The sequence below is a fragment of the Gracilibacillus kekensis genome (genome assembly GCF_900143085.1).
In the GTDB taxonomy this organism is placed as follows: Bacteria; Bacillota; Bacilli; order Bacillales; family Amphibacillaceae; genus Gracilibacillus; species Gracilibacillus kekensis.
Map to the genome: position 1 here is coordinate 78,317 of NZ_FRCZ01000007.1, position 14,101 is coordinate 92,417.

Sequence of the window (14,101 nt, forward strand, 5' to 3'; positions counted from 1 at the left end):
TTCTGACAATTATTCAGGTATTTGTTATAATTAACAGTTATAAAGAACGTTAATCACACCGAGCTTACCTTAAAAAAACGATAATGGATGAATGGAGATGACACTTGATGAACAAGGCATTAATTAATATTGATTATACAAATGACTTTGTCGCGGATAATGGTGCATTAACATGTGGGGAACCAGGACAACAAATTGAGGACAAAATTATCGCTATTACGGAAGACTTTGTGAAAGAGGGAGCATTTACTGTGTTTGCAATCGACCTTCATGAGAGGGGTGATCGACATCATCCAGAAGTGAAACTTTTTCCACCTCATAATATTCGAAATACCAAGGGGCGGGATCTGTACGGAAGATTGAAGACTCTCTATCACCAGTATGAAAATGAGGCACATGTATATTATATGGATAAAACGAGGTATTCTGCTTTTACAGGAACCGATTTAGAGATTAAACTAAAAGAACGAGGAATTAATGAAGTGCATTTGGTTGGTGTTTGTTCTGATATTTGCGTATTACATACTGCTGTGGACGCGTATAATAAGGGATATAACATTGTTATTTATCAAGATGCGATCGCTTCTTTTAACCCATCAGGACATGAGTGGGCACTGGGACACTTTAAACATACTTTAGGAGCAAAGGTAATAGAATTTGGAGGGTAATAACAATGACTTACGAAGACGATAGCTTAATGCTTCATACCGATCTCTATCAAGTGAATATGGCAGAAACATACTGGCGAGATGGCAAAGCACAAAAAAAGGCAGTATTTGAACTATATTTTCGCAAATTACCATTTGACAATGGTTACGCTGTTTTCGCAGGATTGGATCGTGTATTGAACTTTATCGAGAATTTTGGATTTTCCGAAAGTGACCTTAGCTATTTAAAGGAAATCGGCGGCTATGAGGATGACTTTTTAGACTATTTAAGACAATTACGTTTTACGGGTACCATTCGCTCAATGAAAGAAGGAGAGGTTGTTTTCGCAAATGAACCTTTAATGAGAATAGAGGCGCCTTTGGCAGAAGCGCAATTAATTGAAACGCCTTTACTTAACATTGTGAATTACCAAACATTAATCGCCACCAAAGCGGCAAGAATTAAATATGTGGTAGGAGATAATACAGTAATGGAGTTCGGGACAAGAAGAGCACATGAAATGGATGCTGCCATTTGGGGGACAAGAGCTGCCTATATCGGAGGATTTTCTGCCACCAGTAATGTGAGAGCAGGGAAACTTTTTGGCATACCAATTGCAGGTACACATGCTCATTCGATGGTACAAGCATACCGTGATGATTATGTTGCTTTTCAAAAATATGCAAGCACCCATAGAGATTGTGTCTTTTTAGTAGATACCTATGATACATTGCGGTCGGGCTTGCCAAATGCAATTCGTGTCGCAAAAGAATTTGGTGACAAAATCAATTTCCTTGGGATTCGCTTAGATAGTGGAGATATGGCATATTTATCAAAAAAAGCACGAAAAATGTTAGATGATGCAGGTTTTCCAGATGCTAAGATTATTGCCTCCAATGATTTGGATGAATACACCATTTTAAACTTACAAGCGCAAGGGGCACAAATCGATATTTATGGAATTGGTACAAAACTAATTACCGCTTTTGATCAGGCGGCGCTTGGTGGGGTTTATAAGTTAGTAGCGATCGAAGACAACGATGAAATGATTGATACCATAAAAATTTCGGCTAACCCTGAGAAGGTAACAACTCCAGGTAGTAAAAAGGTATATCGCATTATTAATAATGAAAACGGACATTCAGAAGGGGACTATATTGCATTAGAAAATGAAAATCCTCAAGAAGAAGAACGTTTGAAAATGTTCCATCCAGTGCATACATATATAAGTAAGTTTGTAACTAATTTTACCGCAAAGAATTTACATGAAGATGTGGTTGTGAGTGGTAAGATCAATTATCAAAGTCCATCCCTGGAGGAAATTCAAAACTATACGACTAGTAATATGAACTTGTTATGGGAAGAATACAAACGAACCATGAAGCCGGAAGAGTACCCAGTTGATTTAAGTGAAGCATGCTGGGAAAACAAAATGAATCTCATTCGCAATATCAAGAAAAAAGTAAAACAAATGGTAGAGTAAAGAAAGGAGTCTTTAATGTGCGTGCATTACAAAAAGAAATTATTAAAGCCTTAAAAGTCCAGCCAACCATTGATCCTAATCAGGAATTCCGTCGTAGTGTTGAATTTGTCAAAGCTTATTTAAGTAAACACTCTTTTTTAAAAAGTGCTGTATTAGGTATCTCAGGAGGGCAAGACTCCACTTTGGCAGGTTACATTTGTCAAACGGCAGTCAATGAGTTGAATGCAGATCAACAAGAAGAAAAGTATCAATTTATTGCGGTCCGTCTGCCATATGGGGAGCAAGCCGATGAAGATGATTGTATTGATGCCATAAATTTCATCAAACCGAGCAGGGTAGTACGCGTCAATATTAAAGCAGCGGTTGATGCCAGTGAAATAGCAGTTGAAAAGGAAATCGGCAATATTAGCGAATTTGTCAAAGGAAATACCAAAGCACGTGAAAGAATGAAAGTACAATACGATATAGCAGCAGCGTGTGATGGCGTTGTAATAGGTACAGATCATGCAGCAGAGGCAGTTACCGGATTTTTTACGAAATATGGAGATGGCGCAGCTGACATTTTACCATTATATCGCTTAAACAAAAGACAAGGCAGGTCCATGTTAAAAATGCTAGGATGTCCGGAACATTTATATACAAAGGTACCAACAGCAGATTTGGAAACAGATAAACCACAGGTTCCTGATGAAGTCGCACTAGGAGTTAGTTACGAGGCGATAGATGATTATTTAGAAGGTAAGGGTGTAAACGAAGAGCAAGCTGAAACGATTGAAAATTGGTATACGAAAACACGACATAAGCGAGAAGAACCAGTAACAGTTTTTGATAAATGGTGGAAATAATATAGTGAGAGAATGATCAGTAGGGGTTTTGACCTGCTGATCATTAGTGTATAGGGTATTAGCCTCTGTTTACACCCAATTAGCTTGTTTTTCTTTCGTGAAGCGGGTGTGTTAGTCTCGTAACCTTATAAGGTGGTCGCTTTCTTAAGGGACACCTTTTAATTGCTATTTTATATGGGATTTGTTATATTTATCTCGAATTCAAACTAGATGACATCTGTGTTAGGAGATGAGTGTATGAACGGATTAAAAGGAATGCACCATGTAACAGCTATTACTAGTAGCGCAGAAGAAAATTATAAATTTTTCACATATGTACTTGGCATGCGTTTGATTAAAAAAACGGTAAATCAAGATGATATTCAAACCTATCATTTGTTCTTTGCGGATGATAAAGGTAGCCCGGGTACGGATATGACTTTTTTTGATTTTCCAGGGATTCCAAAAGGATCACACGGAACAAATGAAATCTACCGAACGGCTTTTAGAGTACCTTCAGATGCTGCGCTGGACTATTGGGTTAAGCGATTTAATCGCTTAAATGTGCATCATAATGGAATAAAAGAACAATTCGGCAAAAAAGTGCTTTCGTTTGTTGATTTTGATGATCAACAATATCAGTTAATATCAGATCAAAACAATGAAGGAGTGGCTTCGGGTACACCGTGGCAAAATGGACCGATCCCATTAGAATTTGCTATCACAGGTTTGGGTCCTATTACAGTGCGTATTCAGGATTTTAAGTACTTTAAACAGGTTATGGAAAAAATATTGATGTTTAAAGAGATAGATCAGGAAGACTCTTTTCATTTGTTCGAAGTAGGAGAAGGCGGAAATGGTGCTCAAGTGATAGTAGAAGAAAATGTGGTACTACCAATGGCTAAGCAAGGTTATGGTACAGTCCATCATGCCGCTTTTCGTATTGACGACTTGGAAACATTGCATCAATGGGATCAGCATTATCGCAGTTTTGGTCTTCAGACATCTGGATATGTCGATCGCTTTTTCTTTAAATCGTTGTATACAAGAGTAGCTCCACAAATCTTGTTTGAACTGGCAACAGATGGACCAGGATTCATGGGGGATGAGCCTTATGAAACGTTAGGCGAAAAACTTTCCTTACCGCCATTTTTAGAAGATAAAAGAAAAGAAATTGAGGGTATGGTACGCCATATTGATACAGAAAGAAGCACAAAGCATTTTGAAAAAGAATATGAATAATTGCCTAATCGGTTAGCAAAAAAGTGATCCGGACGTTGCAAATTCAAAGGGATTTGTGGTCGTTCGGATTTTTTAATACAAAGAAAACTCTCAACAGCGAGTAATCCTCATTAATCCTTCCAAAGCATGTTGTATATTTTAAAGGAATGATATAATATATACAATAATTGCGGAGGAGGTACATACGGATGACACAGATACATTATGTTGAACACAATAGGGCACACAACGGTAATTTTGTTATTGATGTTCCAGAGGGATATCATTGGCTTCTTGTCATCACGAAGACCCCCGCGCAATTCTGGGTGAATGGTGACATTAAGGAGTATCCGCCATACACCACCATTCTCTATCGTCCTAAACAGAAAGTGTATTACAGAGCCTGCACGGATCAATTCATTAATGACTGGATTCGTTTTGAATCTGATGCCCCTTATATAACGGATTCACCGCTGCCATTCGGCCATCCCTTTTCCCTGAATGATCCAAATTACTGTCACAAACTATTTGAACTATTATCTATAGAACACAACTTCAATCGAGATTACAAAAAATCTTCCATAGACTATTTGTTGAAGACATTATTTAATAAACTAATGGAATCGTACTTTCATGGAGACATCTCTCCCCAATACTACAATCTGTTAAAAATTCGTACCATGATTCAAAATAATCCGGGGGAAGATTGGACGGTCTCAAAGATGGCAGATTACCTCCGAATTAGTCCAGGATATCTGCAGTCGATATACAAAAAAACTTTTGGGATCTCCTGTATAGATGACGTAATCGACAATCGAATTCGGTTAGCTAAAGAATACTTAGTTCATAGCAACGAAAGCATCGAAGAAATCGCTTCACAATGCGGGTATCAAAATGTGGAACACTTTTACAGGCAATTCAAGCATATGACAGGAAAAACTCCAAGAGGATACCAAAAACATAGTTCTTGAACTTATTTTTCTAAGAGAGAGGATCCATTCAACCATGTATATTTTATTTCGAGTTGGATTTAGTTAATCGATGCGTAGATCAGGTGATCTATTCTAAACAGTAAAAATGAAGTTTCACTGCTAGCCCTTCATTTACCTGTAGCGGCTCTAACTTTCCAATCAGAGTCTTTTCATTTAACCATGAGTACCGACTACTTATAGGGGTCAAAAAGCTGGGGTGTGTCCAGATTGTATCTTCGCCATTACTACCATGGACTCCTTCGTTAATAATGGAAATTAATGTTCCGTCATCCGTCTCCAAGGTATACCTTGCCCAGACTTCAGTACTGCCATCTTCACGAACTGTGTTCCAATCTGCTCCGCCAGGTACGACACTTCCTTTAATCGCCGATCCTTCAAAGGTCCCTCCTACAATTGGTATGACGCGAAGAAATCCTTTAGGTGTATCTCCAATTTCCATTGGCTCTGAACATTCCACATAAACTTCCATTATCTTTTCTAATTCCATCGGCTGACCTCCTTTATCTAGATTTGTTTTTAATTACTGTGTCGATTCGATTATAATAGTAAGAAGAGGACGCATAGGCGTATTCCAACAAAATGCTGTATATGTTGAAACCACCATATGCGTAATTGTAACTAAAATATGGAAAGAACGGGCCTTATTCTTCGTTTTCAAAAAGATCTGGCAGTATATCGTAAATGTACTGATTTTGCCAATACCATGAATGTGTCCCACCATCAGCATCAATAAAGTAAAAATTGCCCTTACTTGTATCAGATGAGTAGTTAAAGACATCTGTTAATTCTTTCATCGCATCGATCTGAGGTTTCAAGTTCGGGTACGCAATGTCTTTATTGCCTGTGGCACTGAAAATATAGTAATCCTGAGGTGTATAACCGGATTCTCTTACAACATCCGCAAGGTATTCAGCTGTTTCCACCGGCTTGCTTCCACCAGCATTGGAACCTAGTGCCCAGCTGTCACCACTTAGAGGCATATAATACTTGAAATAATCCAGGGCTTCTGTAAATGTAAACCAAGTTGTTACTGCTCCCATAGAGAAACCGCCAAATGCCCGATGTGCTCTGGTTGCTTGTAAATCATCCAAACTTGCCGATTCGGCATAGGTATGATATTCGGTCTCCACTAATGGAACGATGTCATTAATCAACTCTTCGTGGAAATGTTCGGGTTCATTTTTTCCTCCGTAAAAAGTAGGCGTCACCACAATAAGAGGTTCAATGTCGCCATTTGCAATCATGTTGTCCAATATTTTCATCAACTCTTTACTTTCACCTGGTCCACCAAAAATGAGGTCCTCATTCTCACCGCCCCCATGCATTAGGTAAAGAACATTATATTTTTTGCTCGAATCATTTGCATCATAACTGTGCGGGAGGTATACATTTAGCTTCTTATCATCTGTCCCATTATCTAAATTAGGCGTTGCATATTGTAATGTTTGAATGGTCCCCGGCTGATCACTTTCCATTCGATATTCATCTGGAACCGGTTCGAAATATTTTTCATTTGCTGCCTCTTCTGTCATTTCCAGTTGGCTAATAGCATCTTTTAATGCATCGTATTGTTCATCAATTTGACTTTGAGTGACTTTGTTATTGATTAGTGTACTTTCAGTAATATTACCAATGGCATCGGTAACTATATTTGAATTTTTGTAAAGCGTAAAATCCATTTCAAGCGTACTCTTGACCAAATTAATGAGGTCATATGGATTCAACCCGCTAACCTGTTTCTTTTTTTTGCCAGCCAGTACAATCTCACCAAATTGACTTGTATCATTCCAGGCATTTCCTGTTGAATCGAAAACATTAATGCTTCCTGCTCTCTCTGATTCGATTGCATCATTTACCTGCAATTCAACACCTAGCACTTTTCCGTTCTCTGGAATATCTTTGAGTGCAATTCTTGTTTCGATTACATAACCATTATCCGTTACTTTGGCTGAACTGAAATAATCCTCGACATTGCCGATATCCACGGTAAGCATATTTTCATAGTTTACTCGGATATGCAAGTCATCTACCCCATATTCTTGAGACTTATCATTATTTTCGTCTAAAAAAACTTCTATTGAATCTTGCATGTATGGCGTATCGGATTGTACGGATAAATTTTCGTCTTGGACTTCTGCAAGGATATACAACGCATGCTCGTCCCATAACGCCTTAAATGTTGCCGATGCACTATCAGTAGATACATGATTCGGTGTAACCTCAGGTGCCTTTTTCCATACTTCATCTACTTCTCCGTCAATGAGAGGAGACCCGAAATAGGCCACCATTCTTCCCTGTTCATCAAATCCGTCCTTATCTACTGGTACTTTAGCAGGTACCGTATTTGGTTTACCTGACGGACTCCCTTTGCCTGCTGCAGAGACATCAGCAAAATTGCTGATCGAATATGTGAACACAAGAGTTATCACCACTAACAGTAACATTCCTGGAAAAAGAAACAACCGTTTTACTTTGTTCATAAAAATTCCTCCTCAGTAATTTAGGTTAGAAAGCGGTTTCAATAATACTTAATATACAACATGCTGTTTTCTATTTCTTAAAAAGTTGTTGAGAGAAATGATATAGTCCGCTACTCCAGACGGCAGGTTCATGTCCACCTTGATCTACATACCATTTATGAGAGATATTATTTTCCGTTAAGCTATTATGGAAGTTTTCACTAATAGATAGTAAATTGTCCTCATCTCCGCATGATAACCAAAGTAAATGTAGACGCTTAGATATTTTTTTTGGATCTACAAGTAATTCTTCTGGTGCTTTTGTATTTGGTGCTGCAGAGAATGCCCCAACCCAGGAAAAGGTATCTAAATGATTTAATCCAAAGTTTAATGATTGACCCCCGCCCATAGATAACCCTGCCAATGCACGGTGATGGCGATTTTTCCAAACTGGATATTCTGATTCTATATGTGGGATAAGATCATCTAGTAAATCGCCTTCAAATCTTTCAAATGCTGCAATTTTCTCAGGATCAAAGATATCTCCAATCGGACGGTCATCTTCCATTGCCCGACCATTTGGAAAAACAACAATCATAGGTTCTAGTTTATTCTCCGCATATAAATTATCAAGAATGTTTTGAGGGTTCATTTGGTCATTCCATTCATTTTCGTCCCCACCTATTCCATGCAGAAGATATAAAACATTGTATTTTTTCTTTGGTGAGTATCCTGGAGGAGTATAAACCAATGCATTACGATTAACTCCAACTGTAGTAGAATAATATGTTATCATATTCATTTCTCCATGAGGAATTCCACTTTGATATTCATCATATCCAGGAGGTGCGGGTTCTGTTTTCTCAGATGCTATAACGGAGCCTGGAGCCATTGCAAAAATGATACAAAAAGATAGTGTCAGCAAGTAAATCTTCCTCAACTTTTTCACCTTCCTACTTTTTATTGTAATAGCTCTATTTTCTCACGAACACGAAAATACTTTCATCCTCAGGTCATTTATCCCCACCTTTCAGCAGTCAGTGAATTACAAATCCTATGCTAAACTCTATGAACAAATACAAAGTTACTATATTTTGTTTGATCATGACAATGATCTAAACGAATGTAAAATTGATCTATTCTAATATAAAATGATAGAACTACAGATATATTATTCATATTATATATTTTTCCCATCACAAGGTTACTATTAATAAAATATAATAAATACTTCTTGATCTCCTCTATACGACTTTACGAAACTTTTACTTCATTTTTAAACAAGCTTAATAAACCTCTATTAAACTAAAAAGGTAGATTCAATTTGAGTTTAACAGGGGGAAATATAAAATGAAGAAAATTTGGTTTTTGCTTATAACCATGCTGTTTGCTGTTGTTTTAGTGGCATGTGGTGAATCAGAAGAAGGATCGGCTGAAGAAGCAGACGAAAACAATACAGAAGAAACGGAAGATAATACAGGTGGAGAGACGGAAAACCAAGAGGAAGAAACGAGTAACAAAGAAATTGAGACACTTTCTATAGGCTTTGTTCCTTCACGTGAACCTGAGGAAATTATTACGGCAACGGAACCATTAAAAGATCTATTAAAAACAGAAATGGAGACACTTGGTTATGACATTGGCGAAGTGGATATTACTGTAGGTACCAATTATGAAGCAGTGGGGGAAGCATTGTCTGCAGGCACAACAGATATTGGCTTAATTCCGGGTGGTACATATGTGCTTTATGATGATGGTGCAGAAGTTGTGTTAACGTCAACTCGTGCTGGCTTAAATAATGATTCTGATAGTGCGAAGGATTGGAATGACAATAAACCAACAGAAGCTAGTGATGAACAAGTAACTTATTATCGTGCTTTAATGATTGCAGGACCATCTGATAAAGGACAAGAGTTAGCAGAAAAAGTGAACAGTGGAGAAGAGCTTACTTTTGACGATGTTAACAGTGCAACATGGGCAGTAATGTCATCTTCATCTCCTGCCGGTTACATCTATCCAGCGTTATGGTTAAAAGATAATTATGATAAAACAATTACAGATTTAGACAATGTTGTGCAATCTGACTCTTATGGAAGTGCCTTTGCTCGTTTGGCTGCCGGTGAAATTGATGTAATGGTGACCTATGCAGATGCCCGTCGTGATAATGAAGAAACATGGGAAAGTGAGTTCGGACGCGAGGCATCGATTTGGGATGAAACAAATGTGATCGGTGTAACGCCTGGTATCTATAACGATACGATTAGTGTCAGCAAAAACTCCGATAAAATGGATGATGATTTAAAAGCAGCGATCCAACAAGCCTTCTTGAATATTTCTGAAACAGAGGAAGGAAAAGAAGTCATTTCAATTTACAATCATGAAGGCTATCAGAAAGCAGAAGATTCTGACTATGACAATGAACGCCAAGCACAAGAAATGGTGCAAAGTTTAAATTAAAAATAAAACAGATGAGGCTGGGACAAAAAATTAATAATTACAAAAGTCCAAACGATTAGGATAGACTCGTTTGGACTTTTATGCATAGTTGAAAAAGACTATTCAATAAACTGATGTGGTCATTTTGAAATGAGTAGAGTGCTAACAGAGCGCTCCGGCCGATTGCTTCGCTTTCCACGGGGACGGCTACAGCTAATTTTTCAAAATAAAATTTATTTTATTTTGAAAAATGGATCTTCAGCTCGCCCTGTTCCTGCAGGAGTCTTCGCAATCGGCCTCCGCTATTTGAGTAATTCTACAATGTTTGTACCAGCTAGCATTTGGAACTCCTAAGCCAAGTAAAATAGCGCAGGCGTCCACTTCGACTCCTGGGGGATTAGCATGAACTGAAGATCCACTTTGAAAAGTGCTGTATCGTTCGTATTTGCTGTGTAGACAATTGATTATGTCCTAATCTCATTTTTAGCTAGCTACTAGAATGGGCCATGTTAAGTAAAAAAGGGATATTAAGAATGGAGCATAAAAATGATTGAATTTATAGATGTTGAAAAAACTTATGCAAATAACGTCAAAGCATTACAGAATATTAATATAAAAATCGATAAAGGTGAATTTGTCGCAGTAATAGGTCTATCAGGTGCGGGTAAATCTACCTTTATTCGTTGTATTAATCGGATGCATGATATAACCCAAGGAGAAATAATTGTAGATGGTATCCAGGTAGGAGCACTAAAAGGAGAGCAAATAAGAACATATCGCAAACGGATTGGCATGATTTTTCAATCGTTTAACCTTGTCACGCGGACCACCGTGTTAAAAAATGTGTTAGTCTCCTTTGTGCCAGAATTAAGCTTGTGGAGAAAAGTAACAGGTCTTTTTACAAAAGAACAAAAAATAAAGGCGTTAACTGCTTTAGATCAAGTCGGTATTTTAGATAAGGCGTATGTACGTGTAGATCAACTATCCGGTGGACAACAGCAGCGTGTAGCATTGGCGAGAACATTAGCACAAAATCCAGACATTATCTTAGCCGATGAGCCTATAGCTTCTCTAGATCCAGTCACTTCCAAACAAGTGATGGATGATTTCAGACGGATTAATCAAGATATGAATATTTCCCTGATCATGAACATACACCATGTCGAGATGGCGCTTGAGTATGCGGAACGAATTATTGGCGTACGAGAAGGTCAAATTGTTTATGATGGAAAAGCATCGGAAGTAACAGAAGAAGTACTCGATCATATTTACAAAGGTAAAGTAGCAGAAGGAACAACGGAATTTGAAGGGAAACATGCTTATGTTTGATAAATTATTTCCTCCAAAACAAATGGAATTACCTAACGGAAAAAAGGTTATGGAAAAAAGATCGCCTATACCTTTTGTAATACTGGTATTGTTCATTGCGCTTATTTATTCGATAGAAGTTACGGATTTCGAATTAAAAATACTGTTTGAAAGAGGAATTCAATTTTTCATCATAGTTCTAGAGATGATTCCACCTACATGGGAGTACCTCCCCCACTTATGGCAACCATTGATGGATACGATAAAAATGTCACTGTTAGGTTCGGTACTCGGCTCTGTTGTAGCAGTACCAGCTGCTTATCTAGCAGCTTCGAATCTGATTCAACGTAAATGGATTGTTAATGTAACCAAGATTTTACTTAGTATATTACGAACATTGCCCACATTGGTGACCGCCTTAATAGCTACTTTTATATTTGGTTTAGGAACGTTGGCTGGTACAGTTGCAATTTTTCTATTTACATTAGCTTACGTCGGAAAGCTGTTATATGAGCAAATCGAAAATGCGGACATGGGTGCATTTGAAGCGATGGAGTCGATTGGTATGACAAGAGTACAAGCATTCCGCTATGCGATTTTTCCGCAAGTATTACCCAATTTTTTATCTACCTCTTTATTTTGTTTTGAAGGAAATGTCCGTTATGCGGCGATTTTAGGATATGTTGGTGCTGGTGGTATAGGGTTATTACTGAATGAACGAATCGGTTGGCGTGATTATGCCAGTGTCGGAATGATTTTACTTATGCTTGCCATCACTGTCTTTCTTATTGAGACAGTCAGCGAACATTTTCGAAAAAGGTTAATGTAAAGGGGGTAAAAGAATGGATGTAGTTGAAAAGCAATTATATGCTTCACCTAGAAATTATCGTTATTTAATCACGACTAGCATTATTTTATTCGGTTTGTTTATCTGGTCGTTAACTGCTGTTAATATTAATAATATTGAGGAAAGTGGCTTAGCGATTGCTCAAAATATTATATTGGGCATTTTTCAGCCAGACTTAGAGTTACTATTAAATGTAAGTGACAAAGGCGTGCTATATCTATTAGTGGAAACAATCGCAATTGCTTTTTTAGGAACGATTATTGGTTCTTTCTTGGCTGTGCCGTTAGCCTTTTTATCAGCATCAAACATCGTACCGAAGCCTGTTTCATTTATAACGAGGTTATTATTAATTGCTATCCGCACAGTACCGGCATTAATATACGGGTTAATGTTCATAAGAGTGATAGGACAAGGGCCGTTTACAGGTGTATTAACCATTGCTTTAGTTTCAATTGGCATGTTAGCAAAGCTATATGTAGATGCGATTGAAGATTTAGATACAAGTATATTAGAATCGATGACCTCGATTGGCTGTACCACTTTTGAAAAAATACGTTATGGCATTATCCCGCAACTATTTGCGATGTTTTTATCCATTATGATTTATCGGTTCGATATGAATTTGCGTGAAGCTTCAGTCTTAGGGTTAGTAGGAGCAGGAGGAATAGGAGCGCCTTTGATTTTTGCTATGAATGCCTATCGCTGGAATGAAGTAGGTTCGATTTTGATTGGCTTAGTGGTGTTAATTTTAATAGTGGAATGGTCTTCCAACCGTCTTCGAAATAAGTTAGTTCGAGGTTGATCATGGTCTACGCTGCTCTATTTGCAATTAAATCTAAATAAAGATACGATTAAGGTTCAAACTTCAAGAGTAGTAAGTCTAATAAAAGTAAATGGAGCGGTTGTATGAAAAAAATTGAAAAAGCGGCAAAATTGATGGCAGAGCAAGCATCATTATTTTGGTGTCCGATTTGTCAAAAAAATATACATCTTGAAGGCACAGCCGTCGCTTGTAACGATGGTCACCAATTTGATTTTGCCAAAAAAGGGTATGTAAACTTTTATGGGAAACCCTCCCCACTTGATTATGATCGTTCATTGTTTGAAGCAAGGTATGAAGTAATTCAACGAGGAATGTATGATCAGTTACATGATAAAATAACGGAATGGCTGAAACAGCAGTTTTCTGGGAAACTTAAGATTCTGGACGTTGGCTGTGGAGAAGGTTCACATCTGAAGAAAATCTTAGATGGGATGGGATCTCAGGCACTAGGAATAGGTATTGATATTGCAAAGGACGGTATTATAACTGCAGCTAAATACCATGATAATGTTCTATGGACTGTGGCGGATTTAGCAAAAAGCCCATTTCAAATGAATCGATTTGATATCATCTTGAATATTTTGTCGCCAGCAAATTACTTGGAATTTAGTCGTATAGTTTCACCCGGAGGAGCGGTAATAAAAGTCATTCCAAATAAGAATTACTTAATAGAGATGAGAGATCAATTAACAGATAAAGTGGAGTCATATTCCAATCAAGAGACAATAGAGCATTTTAATAAGCATTTTTCTACAGTAACAATGGAGACAATTAATTACCAATGGAAAGTTCCACAAAGTCTTCAAGGGCAATTATGGCATATGACCCCATTAACCTGGGGGAAAAAACAACAAGAAGAGTTTTCTGCCATTACAATAGATCTTACCCTGTTAATTGGACAAAATGTGTAACAAGATAGGTAGTTATTTCGATTAAAAATAAACTGTCTATCTTTTTTGTGTTGAAGAAATTTATGAATTGCTATACAATTTTGGTACAATTGAATCAGGTAAGTCACATTAGTGAAGTGAAATTTTAAGAGAAATTGTTACATTACTTT

The 14,101-nt window shown here is 37.5% G+C and carries 13 protein-coding genes; 10 read left to right on the forward strand and 3 right to left on the reverse strand.

The window, feature by feature from the left end; translation table 11 throughout:
• Positions 1–107: 107 nt before the first annotated feature.
• The 5 genes from BUC25_RS15665 to BUC25_RS15685 all read left to right on the forward strand — a co-directional run bounded on the left by BUC25_RS15665 (position 108) and on the right by BUC25_RS15685 (position 5,147).
• On the forward strand, positions 108–668 hold the full coding sequence (locus BUC25_RS15665) for a cysteine hydrolase family protein (RefSeq protein WP_073202831.1): 561 nt from the start codon (positions 108–110) through the stop codon (positions 666–668).
• A 5-nt stretch (positions 669–673) separates the two neighbouring features.
• Positions 674–2,131: a nicotinate phosphoribosyltransferase gene (locus BUC25_RS15670; protein WP_073202832.1), complete on the forward strand. Its 1,458-nt coding sequence runs from the start codon at positions 674–676 to the stop codon at positions 2,129–2,131.
• A gap of 17 nt (positions 2,132–2,148) precedes the next feature.
• A complete protein-coding gene (nadE, locus tag BUC25_RS15675; RefSeq protein ID WP_073202833.1) occupies positions 2,149–2,976 on the forward strand; it encodes an ammonia-dependent NAD(+) synthetase in 828 nt (275 codons plus the stop codon).
• A gap of 237 nt (positions 2,977–3,213) precedes the next feature.
• Complete coding sequence (locus BUC25_RS15680; RefSeq protein WP_073202834.1) at positions 3,214–4,197, forward strand: ring-cleaving dioxygenase; 984 nt, start codon at positions 3,214–3,216, stop codon at positions 4,195–4,197.
• Between the two features lie 188 nt (positions 4,198–4,385).
• Complete coding sequence (locus tag BUC25_RS15685) at positions 4,386–5,147, forward strand: helix-turn-helix domain-containing protein (RefSeq protein ID WP_073202835.1); 762 nt, start codon at positions 4,386–4,388, stop codon at positions 5,145–5,147.
• A gap of 88 nt (positions 5,148–5,235) precedes the next feature.
• On the opposite strand, the gene BUC25_RS15690 is transcribed toward BUC25_RS15685, so the two are convergent.
• The 3 genes from BUC25_RS15690 to BUC25_RS15700 all read right to left on the reverse strand — a co-directional run bounded on the left by BUC25_RS15690 (position 5,236) and on the right by BUC25_RS15700 (position 8,519).
• Entirely contained in the window at positions 5,236–5,655 is a 420-nt protein-coding gene (locus BUC25_RS15690) for a DUF3237 domain-containing protein (protein WP_073202836.1), read from the reverse strand.
• A gap of 154 nt (positions 5,656–5,809) precedes the next feature.
• Positions 5,810–7,648 (reverse strand): sugar-binding protein, encoded by a 1,839-nt coding sequence (locus BUC25_RS15695; protein WP_073202837.1) that lies wholly within the window; start codon positions 7,646–7,648, stop codon positions 5,810–5,812.
• A gap of 70 nt (positions 7,649–7,718) precedes the next feature.
• A complete protein-coding gene (locus BUC25_RS15700) occupies positions 7,719–8,519 on the reverse strand; it encodes an alpha/beta hydrolase (RefSeq protein WP_073202976.1) in 801 nt (266 codons plus the stop codon).
• A 458-nt stretch (positions 8,520–8,977) separates the two neighbouring features.
• Between BUC25_RS15700 and BUC25_RS15705 the strand changes: the two genes are divergently transcribed.
• From BUC25_RS15705 to BUC25_RS15725, 5 genes are all read left to right on the forward strand, one after another.
• Positions 8,978–10,084: a phosphate/phosphite/phosphonate ABC transporter substrate-binding protein gene (locus tag BUC25_RS15705; protein WP_073202838.1), complete on the forward strand. Its 1,107-nt coding sequence runs from the start codon at positions 8,978–8,980 to the stop codon at positions 10,082–10,084.
• Positions 10,085–10,609: 525 nt separating this feature from the next.
• Positions 10,610–11,392 (forward strand): phosphonate ABC transporter ATP-binding protein, encoded by a 783-nt coding sequence (gene phnC / locus BUC25_RS15710; RefSeq protein ID WP_073202839.1) that lies wholly within the window; start codon positions 10,610–10,612, stop codon positions 11,390–11,392.
• The gene (gene phnE / locus BUC25_RS15715; RefSeq protein WP_073202840.1) at positions 11,385–12,200 is read left to right on the forward strand and encodes a phosphonate ABC transporter, permease protein PhnE; all 816 of its coding nucleotides are present in this window, start codon (positions 11,385–11,387) and stop codon (positions 12,198–12,200) included. Before phnC ends, phnE (BUC25_RS15715) begins: the two co-directional genes overlap by 8 nt.
• Before the next feature lie 13 nt (positions 12,201–12,213).
• Positions 12,214–13,020, forward strand: coding sequence for a phosphonate ABC transporter, permease protein PhnE (gene phnE / locus BUC25_RS15720; protein WP_073202841.1), 807 nt, complete (start codon positions 12,214–12,216; stop codon positions 13,018–13,020).
• A 104-nt stretch (positions 13,021–13,124) separates the two neighbouring features.
• A complete protein-coding gene (locus BUC25_RS15725) occupies positions 13,125–13,952 on the forward strand; it encodes a putative RNA methyltransferase (RefSeq protein ID WP_073202842.1) in 828 nt (275 codons plus the stop codon).
• Positions 13,953–14,101 lie beyond the last annotated feature (149 nt).